Consider the following 12,475-nt stretch of genomic DNA (forward strand, 5'->3'; position numbering starts at 1 on the left):
GAGCCGTCTTTTCGTGTCCAGGAGGCCTGACATGACGACATCCACCGAAGCCCCCGTGCAGTACACGCTGGCCTCAGGCATCGCCACGATCCGCATCAATCGGCCCGACCAGCGCAATGCGCTGTCGATCGAGGTGTGCGAGCGGCTGCTGGATCTCTGGGACGAGGTCGACCGCGACGAGTCCGTCCGCGCGGTCGTGCTGACCTCGGCCGACTGCGGGACGTTCTCGGCCGGCATGGACCTGAAAGAAGCGGCGAGGGTGCGCGCGGAATCGGGCAAGGACATGCTGGAGCTGCTGCGCGATCCCTTCCACCAGCGCATGCGGCGGGTGACCAAGCCCATCATCGCCGCCATGACCGGCCACTTCACCGCGGGCGGCATGGTGCTGGCGGCCAACAGCGACATCCGGGTCGGCTTGCAGGGAACGCGGGGAGGCATCTCCGAGGCCAAGGTGGGGCGGGGTTCGCCGTGGGGCGTGCCCATGCTGTGGATGCTGCCTCAGCCCTTCCTGCTGGAGATGATGATGACGGGCGACATGCATCCCATCGAACGTTTCCACCAATTGGGGTTCGTCAACTATGTAGAGGCGACGCCCGCCGCGGTGCGCGAGCGGGCACAGGCGGTGGCCCGCACCATCGCCGACAACGCGCCGCTGACCGTCTGGGCCGCCAAGAAAAGCGTGGGAGCGGCGATGGACCTGGGGTGCGACCGGGGCTTCGAGGCGGCCTGCAAATTCCACGAACGGGTCTATGCCAGCGCGGATGCCATCGAAGGCCCGCGCGCCTTCGCCGAGAAACGCCCGCCGCGCTGGATCGGAGCCTAGCCATGGCCGCGGGCGAGAGCTTCGTCCAGCGCGAGGAACGGGACGGTATCGTCACGCTGACGCTCAATCATCCCGAGACGCTGAACCGTTTTTCCAGCACGGACCAGTTCCTGGAGCTGGCCGGACAGATTCGTCGTGCCCAGGCCGATCCGGCCGCGCGCGTGCTCGTCATCACGGGGCAGGGCAGGGCATTCTGCGCGGGCGGGGACCTCAGGCAGATGGCGCGGCGCGAAATGTTCTCGGCCGGCTCCGTGGCCCAGATACAGGCGCGCTACCGGGACACGGTGCATCAGGTGCCGCTGGCCCTGAGCGAGACCGAGATCCCGGTCATCGCCGCGGTCAACGGGCCGGCCTATGGCGCGGGCTGCGATCTGGCCTGCTTCTGCGACGTGCGCATCGCGGCGCGAAGCGCGCGCTTCTCGGTCAGCTTCGCGCGGCTGGGCATCGTCGCGGGGGATGGCGGGGCGTGGATGCTGCCACGCCTGGTCGGCCGGTCCAAGGCCATGGAGCTGGCATTCACGGCCGATCCCATCGATGCCGATGAAGCCTTGCGCATCGGCCTGGTGTCCGACGTCGTGCCCGACGACGAATTGCGCGCGCGGGCCGACGGCCTGGCTCGCCGCATCGCCCGGCATCCGCCGCAGGCCATGCGCATGAACAAGCGCCTGCTGCGCGACGCGGAGCGGCATACGCTGGCGACCCACCTGGACGTCGTGGCCGCGTTCCAGGCCATTGCCCACGTCTCGGAGGAACACCTCCAGGCGGTACGCGACGCGCTGGGTTCGCTGGACGAGGGGCGCCGGACGGGGCCCTAGCGGCCAGCGTCCTTGGTGAGCGCGATGCGCTGGGCGACGGCGAAGAGTTCGGGCGCCACCTGCTGGCGCAGGTCTTTTTCCGTCAGGCTGGCGCCCACCGCCATGGCCGCCAGGGCGAACTCCACGGCGGTACCGGCGTGTACCGGCGTGGCGATGGAAGCGGTCTGGTTGGCGACCGGCGAGGCCAGGTAGCACCAGCCGTTCCTGTCCAATTCCTGGAAGGCCGTGCGAGTGTCGGCGATCTGCCGCTGCGCGGCCGGGCCGGCCTCGTCCTCGATCTGGGCCAGCAGCATGCGGCGTTGCTCCTCGGGCTGGCCCCAGAGGTAGGCGCGTCCGGACGCGGACGAGATCATGGAGAAACGGGATCCGGTCGTCAGCCCCAGGCGGACCTTGCCCGAGGGGACGCAGTGCTCGACCACCAGCATGTGCAGCCGGTCGCGCGTGGTCAGGGTCACGTGGACCCCGTACCGCTGGGACAACTCGAGCATGAGCGGTCGCGCCGCCTGGGCGGTGGGCAGGCGGCGCTTGACCGCGCGTCCCAGCGACAGGCAGGCGATATGCGGCTGGTAGACGTCGTTGCCCAGCGATTGCAGGAAATGATGGTTCAGCAGGGTCTGGACGAGCTTGTCCGTGGTCGTTCGCGTCAGCCCGAGCCTGCTCGAGATATCGTCCAGCGACAGCCGGCGGTGGCGGACGTCGAACAGCCGGAGGATCTCCAGCCCCCGACGGAGCGAATCGACCTGGGTGTCGGCGGTCTGCGGCGATTCGAGGGCCGGCTGGCGGGTCCTGACCATGCCTACTCCGACTGGCCGGCGCTGAGCTCGGCCTCGAGCCTGGCCTTGAGCGCCAGCAGTCCTGGGGCGACTTCCTGCTTCAGCCGCGGCAGGGCCAGCGCGTTCGAGGGCGCGGCGCAGCCCAGCGCATAGGTGTGCGGTCCCTCGGGGGTGTCGATCACCAGCGCCACGCCGTTGGTTCCCGCCTCCAGCGTCCCCGCCGCCACGCAATATCCCTGGCTGGCCATCTGGGCGACGGCATGAGGCACTTCCCGGCTCAGGGATTCCCAGGCCGGGGGATCGGCAAGCCTCAACTTCTCGAGAAAGGCCAGACGCTCGGCGTCGCCCATGGCGCCTACCAGCGCCCTGCCCAGCGCCGAACGGTCGATGCGCAGGCGCGAGCCCGCGCGCACTCTCAAGGTGAACAGCATTTCCCGGCCATGGGTGACCTCGTTGCACACCATGCTGCTGGCATTGGCCGAGGCCAGGACCACCGAGACGCGGTGCTCGTCGGCGAACTGCTGCATCAGCGGCCTTGCCAGCACGACGAAATCGCTGTGAGTGGCCGCGGCGAAGCCCAGCGCGAGCACCGGCATTCCCAGGCGGTAGGCGGCCCGCTGCGCCGAATACTCCAGGTAGCCTGCGTCCAGCAGGTTGGAGGTCAGCCGCGAGACGGTGGGCTTGGGCAGGCCGGTAAGCGCGGCCAGTTCGGAATTGGTCAACCAGCCGTTCTCCGGCTCGAAGGCGGAGAGTATCGTGAGTCCGCGGGCCAGGACGCGGACGTCCCGGGTGCCCGGTTGTCGAGATGACGGGGTGGCGACGTTCTGCATGAGGCTGGGAAAGAAAATGGCCTCAATTGTATATGTGAACGTTCGCGCAATCGCGCCGGCAAGCCCCCCGCATGCGGGCCTTGCGGTCAGTCCCACTCGGGCGCGAGGCCCTGCGGATCGACCTCGCGGCCATTGCGCTCCAACGCGGCGATCTGCGCCATGTCGCCGGCATCGAGCTTCAGGTCGCGGGCAAGCAGATTGCTGGCCAGGTTCTCGCGCTTGGTGGAAGAGGGGATCACCGCATAGCCGAGCTGCAGCGCCCAGGCCAGCGCGACCTGCGCCACGGTGGCCTGGTGCCTGGCGGCGATCGCGGCCAGCACCGGATCCTTCAGCACCTTGCCGTAGGCCAGCGTCATGTACGAGGTCACGGTGATGCCTTGCTCCTTCAGGAACGCGGCCAGCTTGCGGTTCTGCAGGTAGGGGCTGAGCTCGATCTGGTTGGTGGCGATCTCGCCCTTGCCGAGCAGCTCGATGGCTTGCCTGGTCAGCGCGATGTTGAAGTTGGAGATGCCGATCTGGCGGGTCAGGCCCAGTGCCTTGGCCTCGGCCAGCGCCGCCAGCGTCTCGCTCAACGCGATGCCGTTGCCCGGCGCCGGCCAGTGGATCAGGGTCAGGTCGACGTAGTCCGTGCGCAGCTTGTCCAGGCTGGCGCGCAGGCTGGGCACCAGCTTGTCCTTGGCGTAGTTGTCCGTCCAGATCTTGGTGGTCAGGAAGAGATCGCCGCGCTGGATGCCGCTCTGGGCCACGGCCTGGCCGACCTCGGCTTCGTTGCCGTAGATCTGCGCGGTGTCGATGGCGCGGTAACCCACGTCCAGGGCGTTGCGGACCGAGTCGATGACGGTCTGGCCGGTCAGGCGGAAGGTGCCGGCGCCGAAAGAAGGAATGCTCATGGAAGGTCTCCTGGATAGCGAGGGTATGGCTGGCATTCTGCCGGCTTTACCTTTGCGGATGAAGCGCGGTATAAGCCAAATACATTTGAATTAAAGTCAATAATGAGCGCGCGTTTCCTCGGGTGCTAGAATTCTCCCCGCAGTGTTCTCCCGGACGCGGCCGTAAGCGTTTACGTCAACCAACGCATCACCAGCGGCACCCGTGGCCGGCTGGCGGTGTGCGTTGGCGCCGCGTGGTCCATCGTTCTCCTCCATCCCTCCGCACCGTGCCGCCCTGACTCCCAAGGAGCGGCGGTCGATGTCGAACGTCCTGCAGTATTCCCCCTTGCGCCGCCTGGTCTGGATGACCGTGGCGCTGTTCCTGAGCTATCTCGCGGTGGCCATGGCGATGCCGGCCGTGGCCGTGCATGTCTCGCGCACGCTGGGCATGGGCAATGTCGCCTCCGGCCTGGCCGTGGGCATCGCGTTTCTTTCCACCATCCTGAGCCGCGGCTGGGCCGGCCGGCTGGCCGACGAACGAGGCGGCAAGTCCGGCATGTTCCGTGGCCTGGCCCTGTACGGGCTGGCCTCGCTGCTGTGCCTGGCCTCGTCGCTGCCGGTGCTGGGACATGGCATCGTGTCCTATGCGGTCCTGCTGGCGGGCCGGCTGATGCTGGGGCTGGGCGAGAGCCTGGCCCTGGTCGGCATGCTGGCGTGGAGCATGGCAATGATGGGTCCGGCGCGCTCCGGCCTGGTCATGGCCGTGTTCGGCATGGGCATGTACGGCGCGTTCGCGGCGGGCGGTCCACTGGCCTGTGGCTGTTGCAGGACCTGGGGTTCGCCGGCCTGATGGCGATCTGCGTCGCGCTGCCGCTGCTGGGCGCGCTGATGCTGTGGCCGCTCGCGCCCGCCGTGCCGGCGCAGGCGGGCCGGCGTCCACCGTTCGCGCAGGTGCTGGGGCGCATCTGGGGGCCCGGGGTCGTGGTCGGCCTGCAAGGCATAGGCTTCGCCGCGCTGGGCGCGTTCTTCCCGCTGTATTTCCTGGCCAGGGGCTGGGACGGCGCAGGTTATGGGCTGACGTGCTTCGGCCTGGGTTTCGTCGCGGTGCGGGTGCTGTTCGGCTCCTTGCCCGATCGCGTCGGCGGCGTGCCGGTGGCGCTGGTGTCGCTGCTGGTGGAGGCCGTGGGGCAGGCGCTGCTGTGGCTGGCCCCCGGACCGGAGGTGGCCATGGCAGGCGCGCTGCTGACGGGCATGGGATGCTCGATGGTGTTCCCGGCGATGGGGCTCGAGGCGGTCCGGCGCGTGCCGGCGCACCTGCGCGGGACCGCGATAGGCGGTTTCGCCGCCTTCCAGGATCTTGCCTATGGCGTGACCGGCCCGTTGGCTGGTTGGATCGCCGACCATTTCGGCCATGCCCAGGTCTTCCTGGTCGGCGGCTTGGCGGCGGCCCTGGGGGCGGCGATCACCGCCAGGCTGCGCGATGCCGGATCGTCTGCCAGCCATTGCCGGGGTTGACGCACCCGGGCGGCTTTCCTAGAATGCTAGCAATCTAGCAATCAGGGTCGCCATGGCCGAGGAAGAGGTCAAGCAGTTCAACGTCTATCTGCCGGTCGGCCTGATCCGGCAGGTCAAGCATCACGCCATCGAATCGGAGTCCTCGCTCTCGGCCCTGGTGGCCGAGGCGCTGCGCGCCTATCTCGACGCACAGCGGCCCGGGCGCCGATCTACCAAGAAGGAGAAGTGACATGAAGTCCGAGCGGATCGAAGCCGTGTTCCTGACTACCCACAACTGGGGCAAGGCGGCCAGGTTCTTCCAGGCACTGGGTTTCACGCTGGAGTTCGAGACCGACCACAACTCTGGCCAGTTGCGCAATGGCGACGGTCCTTACCTGTTCATCGCCGAGGTCCCTGAAAGCGAGAAACCCGAGTCGCAGATCGTGCTGAAGCTGCCCGATGCGGACGCGTTCCAGCCCGAGCCCATCGTCGAGGTGGTCACGCCGTTCGAGGACACGCACTGGGGCACGCGGGACATGACGGTCCGCGATCCCGATGGCCGCATCTGGCGGTTGCAGGCGCCGGCCCAGGCTGGAAAGTGAGCGACGGTCATGGTTGATGAACAGGATGTGGCACCCGACAGCACGGCGGCGCGGGTGGCCTTGTGGCGCGCCTTGCATGTCGAGGTCGATGCGCCGCCGCACGTGCTGGAGGACGAGATCGGCCTGCGCCTGCTGGCGCCGGAGCCGGGCTGGCAGCGCCGCGGGGACATGGACCAGGGGTTCACCCGGCCGTTTCGCGCGTCCATCGTGGGCCGGGCCCGTTTCATCGAGGACCTGGTCGTGGAGCAGGCCGGCCGTGGCCTGGAGCAGTACGTCATCCTGGGCGCCGGGCTGGACAGCTTCGCGCAGCGTCGGCCCGATGTGGCGTCGCGGCTGAGGGTGTTCGAAATCGATCGGCCGGGGCCGCAGGAGTGGAAGCGGCGGCGGCTGCTCGAACTGGGCTTGGGGATGCCCGATTGGCTGCGTTTCGTGCCGGTCGACTTCGAGGCCGGGGAGTCCTGGTGGGACCGCCTGCTGGCAGCGGGGTTCGATGGCCGCAAGCCGGCGGTCGTGGTGTCCACCGGCGTCAGCATGTACCTGACCAAGGAGGCGAACGCCGCCACGCTGCGCCAGATGGCGACGCTGGCGCCAGGATCCACGTTCGCGATGTCGTTCCTGCTGCCGCTGGAGATGGCGGATCCCGAGGTGCGTCCCGGCATGGAGATGGCCGAGAAGGGCGCCCGCGCCAGCGGGACGCCGTTCGTGAGCTTCTTCCTGCCATCGCAGATCCTTCAGCTGGCGCGCGAGCAGGGATTCAAGCAAGCGCGGCATGTCTCGGCCGACGAGCTCGCGCGGCGGTATTTCGCGGACCGCGCGGACGGCCTGCGGCCGCCGGCCAATGCGGAGGAACTGCTGGTGGCGGCTACCTAGGGCCTGTTCCCGCTAGCCGGCCGCCTTGCAAGATCCGTTCACCATTGTTGTGAAAACCTGTTTCACGGCGGCGCGGAAATCGCCGTGCATTGGGTTATCCTCGCGGCAACGCGAAGAACGGATCCCGCATGATCAGGTTGAGGACGGCGGGCGCGGCGGCCCTGGTTTGCTCCATCCTGGCCGGCTGCGCCCAGTACACCGCGCTGCCGCGCCCAGGCTACGAGTCGCGGGGGACCGAGGACATGTCCTCGGACCAGATGATGCAGACCGATTTCAATCGGACCCTGACCATCGCCATGCGCGACAACCTGTCGAGCCTGATGTCGCTGATGACCAAGCTCTACAAGCGCAATCCGCGCGAGTGGCGCAAGTCCGGCAAGCCCTCCATGGAGGCCGCCGCCGAGACGGTCAGGCTGTCCATCGACGCCCGTACGCCGCCCGCCGGGCTCCAGGGCCTGCACGACGTCGAGATCCTGGCCGTGTCGCTCGATCCCGCCTACCAGGGCGACCGCGTCGCAGCCTTCATCTACGGCATGGCCGATACCATCGTCGCGGCGCACGACGGCAAGACGCGTTTCTATGCCTTCGATCTGCTGGACGGCGACCGGGTCTACAACGCGGCCCGCAACGTCGAGGCCGCCGCCTGGCTGCTGGGCAGCCGGCGCGATGCCCGCGGCGAGCCGCTGCTGCTGGCCAACGAATGGACGGACAAGCAGGTGAACCTGAGTTTCGAGCGCGAGTTCGGCGCCATCATCGGGCGCCTGGACCTGATCGCCAATCTGCTGGGCGAGAACTCCCGCCGGCTGGGGATCAACTACGCGCAGAACCTGATGCTGTTTTCCTTCCTCCCGGTGCGCTAGAGCCGTCATTTGCGGTCGCGAGAGCCGCCTGCCTCGCGCCCGAGCAGCGCGCGCTTGCGCTCGACGCCCCAGCGATAGCCCGACAGATCGCCGTCGCGCCGGATGACCCGATGGCAGGGGATGGCCACGGCGATGTGATTGGCGCCGCAGGCCTGGGCCACGGCGCGCACGGCCCGGGGCGCGCCTATGCGCTGCGCGATTTCGGCGTAGCTGGCGGTCCGGCCGGGCGGGATCTCGCGCAGGGCCTGCCAGACGCGCTCCTGGAAGGCCGTGCCGCGCACGTCCAGCGGCAGGTTCAGCCCGACCGAGGGGGCCTCGACGAAGCCCACCACCTGGGCCACCAGCCGTTCGAAGCCGGTGTCGCCGCCGATCAGCCTGGCCCTGGGAAACTGGTCCTGCAGGTCGCGCACCAGCGCGTCCGGATCGTCGCCCAGCAGGATGGCGCAGATGCCGCGCTGGCTTTGCGCGACCAGGATGGCGCCCAGCGAGCACTGGCCCACGGCGAAGCGGATGACCGCGCCGGCGCCCCCCGCGCGGTAGTCGCGCGCACGCATGCCCAGCAACTGGTCGGAGGCTTCGTAGAACCGGCTGTTGGAGTTGAATCCGGCCTCGTAGATGGCATCGGTGACCGAGGCGTCGGGTGTTCCCAATTCCTCGCGCAGCCGGCGGGCGCGCCGGGCCGAGGCATAGGCCTTGGGCGTCAGGCCGGTCTCGGCCTTGAATACCCTATGGAAGTGGAAGGGGCTCATGCCTGCCTGCATGGCCAGGTCCGCAAGACTGGGCGGTGTCTCGGCGCTTTCGATCAAGCGGCAGGCGCGGGCGATCAGCGCGGTGCGTTCCCGGGCGGCATCGGGCCCGTCCTGCTGCCGCCGGCTGGCGCGATAGCCAGCCGCCTCGGCCTCGCGCGGCGAGTCGAAGAATTCGACGTTGGCGCGCCGGGGCAGCCGTGTCGGCGAACTGGGGCGGCAATACACGCCGGTGGTGCGCACGGCGTAGACGAAATGGCCATCGGCATCGGCGTCGCGCGCCTGCACCGCCCGCCAGCGGGCGTCATCGGTGGCGTAGTCGGACGGTGGGCGGGTACCCATGGCGGATGTCCGGGAGTTCGTGGTCATGGCATCAGGATAGCGAATGGTCCGGCCGCAAGCGCTCCGTTTCTTGCGCTCGAATCCGTGCCGCGCGCCGCCCCTTGGCCGTGGAACCCGCCACCAGGACGCATCCTTCTCTTGCGAAGCCAGGCCAGGATCATCCCGCCTTCCTGAACGTGAAGTTGATGCGCTGGCTGCCCAGGACCGGATGCGGGACGTCGGACAGCGGCATCACGCCGTGGTAGCGCAGGCGATCCGGGCCGCCCCAGACGGCGATGTCGCCGTGGTGGAGTCCGATCCGCGCCGGCTTGTCCGAACGACGGTGGCCGCCGAACAGGAAGATCGCCGGCATGCCCAGGGATACCGACACGATGGGGGCGTCGAGGTCGCGTTCGTTCTTGTCCTGGTGCAGCGACATCCGCGCGCCGGGCAGGTAACGGTTGATCAGGCAGGCATCGGGTTCGAAGCGGGGAAAGCCGGCCGCCTCGGCCGCCTCCCGCGCCAGCGCGGCGAAGGCCTCCGGCATGGCGGGCCAGGGCAGGCCGGTGGCGGGGTCGGTGCGCGAGTACCGGTAGCCGTGGCGGTCGGTCGTCCAGCCCAGCGTGCCGCAGTTGGTCAGCGCGACCGACATGGTGAAGCCGCCGGGCGTCACCATGTGGCGAAACGGCGCGGCGTCCGTGACGCGGGCAATGGCGGGCAGCAGCTCGTCCACGCGGGGCAGCGCGAAGCCGCGCAGCAGGAAGGCGCGCGGTCCCATGGGTTCGGGCTGGCCCGAGGTGGCGTCGGAGAAAAGATCGAATGTCTGCATGGTCCTGCGCTAGCGCGCGTCGTGGAAGATCAGGCCCACGGTGTACCGCCTGCCGCTGTGGACGCGGCTGACGCCGTGGCGCATCGCCACCTTGCGCACGCCGCCGCGCCGGCCCGGTGCGGGGCGCTGGTTGACGGCGAACACCACCGCGTCACCCCGTTCGCCGTAGAGATCCTGGTGCAGGCAATTGTAGTCGCCGGCACCGTACGCCACGATTTGTCTGCGGCACGCGTGTGTTTTACCCTGTGGCGTCATGAGCGGGCGCAGGCCCCGCCTTTCACCTTCCTTTTCCTCCAGGAGACCCCCTAGTGGTTCGACTCGCGACGACAGCATGCACACTTCCCCTGCAATCCCTCCGCGACGTCTCGTTGAGTCGCCGCAGGCTGTCCAAGCCCTGGTTGGCCCACTTCGCGTTCCTGATCCTGCTGCTGTTGGCGACACTGGGGTCCGCCCGTATCGCGATGGCTGCGCAAGCCGCCGTGGCGCCCACGCCAGCCGCGCTGGCGGACCTGCTCGAGAACCCCGACAGCCGCCAGGCGCTGATCGACCAGTTGCGGGCGCATGAACCCGGGACCGGCGCGAAGCAAGCCGGGGCGGCTGCCTCGGCTGCTGCGCCCGACCAGGCGTCCCCCACGCTGCGTGAGCGGCTGGCAGACGGCACGCAGCGTTTCCTGTCCGGCCTGGTGGCCGACCTGGGGCAGGGCGCCGCGGACCTGCGGGCGATGGCCGAAGGCGACGGTCCTTCCATGGACAGCGACGAGGCGCGGGCATTGCAACCGCTGGCCATCTCGGTCGCGACGGCCATCGTCGCCTTCGTGCTGTTGCGGCTGGTGGCGCTGTGGATCTACCGGCGGATCGATGATTGGGTGGCGGGGCTGGGTTGGGACGCCACGGCGTCGTGGCCGGCCGATGCGCCCATCGGCATGCCGGTCCTGTACCGGCGCGCGGGCGCGATCGTCGGCGCGGTCATCATCGATGCGCTGGTGGTGGTGCTGGCCGCCGCCGCGGCATACGCGGCCGGGGTCCGCGGCGGACCGGACGGTGTGGCGGTCGACCCGCTGGTGGCGGTGTTCCTGAAGGCCTTCCTGGCGGTCGAGATCACCAAGGTGCTCGTTCGCACCGTGTTCTCGACGCGCTATCCGCACCTGCGCCTGCTGCCGATGTCGAATGAGATGGCCCGCTACTGGAACCGGTGGCTGATCGTGCTGGTCATGGCGGCGGGCTACGGCACGATGCTGGTCGATCCGGTTCTGGCGGCCGCGCTGTCGCCCGCGCTGGGCCGGCTGGCCACCCTGGTGATCATGCTGGGTGTCTACGTGTACGCGGTGGGCGTGATCTGGCGCAACCGCCTGCGTGTGCGCGAACGGCTGGAGCACAGCGGTTCGCGCCGGACGACTTTCCTGGGCACCTCGCCGCGTCTGCTGGCGCGCGTCTGGCACTGGCTGGGCATCGGGTACTTCACCGTGCTGCTGGTGGTCAGCCAGATCGATCCGGCCAATGCGCTGCCTTTCATGGTGGGCGCCACGCTCCAGACCCTGCTGGCGACCGGCGTGGGCAGCCTGGCCGTCGTGTTGCTGAACGCGTTGCTGGCCAAGCCCATACGCGTCTCCGACGAATTGCGCGCGCGCCTGCCCATGCTGGAGAGCCGACTGAACTCCTATGTGCCCGCGACCATCCGTTTCGTGGGATGGGCGGTCCGCATCGTCGTGGTGCTGCTGGTGCTGGATGCGTGGCGCGCTTTCAACCTGTCGCGCTGGATCGCCTCGGACGCCGGCGCGGCGGCCATAGGCGTGGCGGTGAACGTGGCCATCGTACTGCTGGCGGCGGCGTTGGCGTGGACGGTGGTGGCCAGCGTCATCGAACACCGGCTGAACCTGCGCGAGGGCGGACGCATGCCCACCGCGCGCGAGAAGACCCTGTTGTCGCTGTTCCGCAATGCGGCGCTGATCGTGATCGTGACCATGACGGTCATGGTGGTGCTGTCGCAGATAGGCATAGACGTGGCGCCCCTGATCGCGGGTGCGGGCGTGGTCGGCCTGGCCGTGGGCTTCGGCGCGCAGAAGCTGGTGCAGGACATCATCACCGGCGTCTTTATCCAGCTCGAGAACGGCATGAACGAGAACGACGTCGTGCAGGTGGCCGGCGTTTTCGGCACGGTCGAGAAGATGACCATCCGCTCGGTGGGCATACGGACCCTGGACGGCGGCTACCACCTGGTGCCGTTCTCGTCGGTGGACGTGGTGTCCAACCACATGCGGGACTTTTCCTACCATCTGGGCGAGTACACGGTCGCCCACCGGGAAAGCGTCGACGATGCCATGCAACACCTGCGCAATGCCTTTGCGGAACTGATGACCGACGAGGCGCTGGCGCCGGAGATCCTGGAGGACATCAGCATCCCGGGCGTCACCGCCGTCAACGAGAAGGGCGTGACCATACGCGTGCTGATCAAGACCCGGCCGGGCATGCAGTGGGCGGTGCAGCGCGCCTACAACCGCTTGGTGAAGCAGCACTTCAACGCCGCCGGCATCGAGTTGCCTTACCCGCACATGGTGGTCTATTTCGGGCAGGACAAGCAGGGCGAGGCGCCGCCGGTGCGAGTGGCCATGGAAGAGGGGCGGGCCGTGGCCGGCTGATCCCGGC

General features: G+C 68.8%; 14 protein-coding genes and 1 pseudogene. 9 read left to right on the forward strand and 6 right to left on the reverse strand.

Going from position 1 to position 12,475, the window contains the following annotated elements; genetic code table 11:
• The first annotated feature begins 31 nt into the window (after nucleotides 1–31).
• Entirely contained in the window at nucleotides 32–823 is a 792-nt protein-coding gene (locus CDO46_RS18930; protein ID WP_087840036.1) for an enoyl-CoA hydratase/isomerase family protein, read from the forward strand.
• Between the two features lie 2 nt (nucleotides 824–825).
• On the forward strand, nucleotides 826–1,638 hold the full coding sequence (locus CDO46_RS18935) for an enoyl-CoA hydratase-related protein (RefSeq protein ID WP_087840037.1): 813 nt from the start codon (nucleotides 826–828) through the stop codon (nucleotides 1,636–1,638).
• Here the strand turns inward: CDO46_RS18935 and CDO46_RS18940 are convergent.
• The 3 genes from CDO46_RS18940 to dkgB form a co-directional block, all read right to left on the reverse strand.
• The gene (locus CDO46_RS18940; protein ID WP_087840038.1) at nucleotides 1,635–2,432 is read right to left on the reverse strand and encodes an IclR family transcriptional regulator; all 798 of its coding nucleotides are present in this window, start codon (nucleotides 2,430–2,432) and stop codon (nucleotides 1,635–1,637) included. The two genes, CDO46_RS18935 and CDO46_RS18940, sit on opposite strands and share 4 nt — an antisense overlap.
• A 2-nt stretch (nucleotides 2,433–2,434) precedes the next feature.
• Complete coding sequence (locus CDO46_RS18945; RefSeq protein WP_087840039.1) at nucleotides 2,435–3,241, reverse strand: IclR family transcriptional regulator; 807 nt, start codon at nucleotides 3,239–3,241, stop codon at nucleotides 2,435–2,437.
• Nucleotides 3,242–3,327: 86 nt separating this feature from the next.
• Nucleotides 3,328–4,131, reverse strand: a complete 804-nt coding sequence (gene dkgB, locus CDO46_RS18950; RefSeq protein ID WP_087840040.1) for a 2,5-didehydrogluconate reductase DkgB — start codon at nucleotides 4,129–4,131, stop codon at nucleotides 3,328–3,330.
• A gap of 298 nt (nucleotides 4,132–4,429) precedes the next feature.
• On the opposite strand from dkgB, the gene CDO46_RS28705 reads away from it, so the two are divergent.
• The 6 genes from CDO46_RS28705 (at nucleotide 4,430) to CDO46_RS18975 (ending at nucleotide 7,936) form a co-directional block, all read left to right on the forward strand.
• Nucleotides 4,430–4,960 (forward strand): MFS transporter, encoded by a 531-nt coding sequence (locus CDO46_RS28705; protein WP_254914636.1) that lies wholly within the window; start codon nucleotides 4,430–4,432, stop codon nucleotides 4,958–4,960.
• On the forward strand, nucleotides 4,933–5,625 hold the full coding sequence (locus CDO46_RS28710) for an MFS transporter (RefSeq protein ID WP_254914637.1): 693 nt from the start codon (nucleotides 4,933–4,935) through the stop codon (nucleotides 5,623–5,625). Before CDO46_RS28705 ends, CDO46_RS28710 begins: the two co-directional genes overlap by 28 nt.
• A gap of 52 nt (nucleotides 5,626–5,677) precedes the next feature.
• Entirely contained in the window at nucleotides 5,678–5,854 is a 177-nt protein-coding gene (locus CDO46_RS18960; protein ID WP_087840041.1) for a ribbon-helix-helix protein, CopG family, read from the forward strand.
• 1 nt (nucleotide 5,855) lies between these two features.
• Nucleotides 5,856–6,206, forward strand: coding sequence for a glyoxalase/bleomycin resistance/extradiol dioxygenase family protein (locus tag CDO46_RS18965; protein WP_087840042.1), 351 nt, complete (start codon nucleotides 5,856–5,858; stop codon nucleotides 6,204–6,206).
• Nucleotides 6,207–6,215: 9 nt separating this feature from the next.
• Entirely contained in the window at nucleotides 6,216–7,076 is an 861-nt protein-coding gene (locus tag CDO46_RS18970) for a class I SAM-dependent methyltransferase (protein WP_087840043.1), read from the forward strand.
• Between the two features lie 128 nt (nucleotides 7,077–7,204).
• Nucleotides 7,205–7,936 (forward strand): hypothetical protein, encoded by a 732-nt coding sequence (locus CDO46_RS18975; RefSeq protein WP_087840267.1) that lies wholly within the window; start codon nucleotides 7,205–7,207, stop codon nucleotides 7,934–7,936.
• Between the two features lie 5 nt (nucleotides 7,937–7,941).
• On the opposite strand, the gene ada is transcribed toward CDO46_RS18975, so the two are convergent.
• The 3 genes and pseudogenes from ada to CDO46_RS18990 form a co-directional block, all read right to left on the reverse strand.
• The gene (ada, locus tag CDO46_RS18980; RefSeq protein WP_087840044.1) at nucleotides 7,942–9,024 is read right to left on the reverse strand and encodes a bifunctional DNA-binding transcriptional regulator/O6-methylguanine-DNA methyltransferase Ada; all 1,083 of its coding nucleotides are present in this window, start codon (nucleotides 9,022–9,024) and stop codon (nucleotides 7,942–7,944) included.
• Between the two features lie 157 nt (nucleotides 9,025–9,181).
• The gene (gene alkB, locus CDO46_RS18985) at nucleotides 9,182–9,832 is read right to left on the reverse strand and encodes a DNA oxidative demethylase AlkB (RefSeq protein ID WP_087840045.1); all 651 of its coding nucleotides are present in this window, start codon (nucleotides 9,830–9,832) and stop codon (nucleotides 9,182–9,184) included.
• A 9-nt stretch (nucleotides 9,833–9,841) separates the two neighbouring features.
• Nucleotides 9,842–10,048: pseudogene (locus tag CDO46_RS18990) on the reverse strand (2OG-Fe(II) oxygenase); the annotation flags it as partial.
• Nucleotides 10,049–10,200: 152 nt separating this feature from the next.
• Here CDO46_RS18990 and CDO46_RS18995 point away from each other — a divergent pair.
• Complete coding sequence (locus tag CDO46_RS18995; RefSeq protein WP_369597224.1) at nucleotides 10,201–12,468, forward strand: mechanosensitive ion channel domain-containing protein; 2,268 nt, start codon at nucleotides 10,201–10,203, stop codon at nucleotides 12,466–12,468.
• Nucleotides 12,469–12,475 lie beyond the last annotated feature (7 nt).

The sequence above is a fragment of the Pigmentiphaga sp. NML030171 genome, assembly GCF_002188635.1.
GTDB lineage: Bacteria > Pseudomonadota > Gammaproteobacteria > Burkholderiales > Burkholderiaceae_B > Pigmentiphaga > Pigmentiphaga daeguensis.

What these genes read in the sequence shown, in the direction of transcription:
- CDO46_RS18930 (WP_087840036.1), top strand. Translation starts at nt 32, where the DNA reads ATGACGACATCCACCGAAGCCCCCGTGCAGTACACGCTGGCCTCAGGC.
- CDO46_RS18935 (WP_087840037.1), top strand. Translation starts at nt 826, where the DNA reads ATGGCCGCGGGCGAGAGCTTCGTCCAGCGCGAGGAACGGGACGGTATC.
- CDO46_RS18940 (WP_087840038.1), bottom strand. Translation starts at nt 2,432, where the DNA reads ATGGTCAGGACCCGCCAGCCGGCCCTCGAATCGCCGCAGACCGCCGAC.
- CDO46_RS18945 (WP_087840039.1), bottom strand. Translation starts at nt 3,241, where the DNA reads ATGCAGAACGTCGCCACCCCGTCATCTCGACAACCGGGCACCCGGGAC.
- dkgB (WP_087840040.1), bottom strand. Translation starts at nt 4,131, where the DNA reads ATGAGCATTCCTTCTTTCGGCGCCGGCACCTTCCGCCTGACCGGCCAG.
- CDO46_RS28705 (WP_254914636.1), top strand. Translation starts at nt 4,430, where the DNA reads ATGTCGAACGTCCTGCAGTATTCCCCCTTGCGCCGCCTGGTCTGGATG.
- CDO46_RS18960 (WP_087840041.1), top strand. Translation starts at nt 5,678, where the DNA reads ATGGCCGAGGAAGAGGTCAAGCAGTTCAACGTCTATCTGCCGGTCGGC.
- CDO46_RS18965 (WP_087840042.1), top strand. Translation starts at nt 5,856, where the DNA reads ATGAAGTCCGAGCGGATCGAAGCCGTGTTCCTGACTACCCACAACTGG.
- CDO46_RS18970 (WP_087840043.1), top strand. Translation starts at nt 6,216, where the DNA reads ATGGTTGATGAACAGGATGTGGCACCCGACAGCACGGCGGCGCGGGTG.
- CDO46_RS18975 (WP_087840267.1), top strand. Translation starts at nt 7,205, where the DNA reads ATGATCAGGTTGAGGACGGCGGGCGCGGCGGCCCTGGTTTGCTCCATC.
- ada (WP_087840044.1), bottom strand. Translation starts at nt 9,024, where the DNA reads ATGGGTACCCGCCCACCGTCCGACTACGCCACCGATGACGCCCGCTGG.
- alkB (WP_087840045.1), bottom strand. Translation starts at nt 9,832, where the DNA reads ATGCAGACATTCGATCTTTTCTCCGACGCCACCTCGGGCCAGCCCGAA.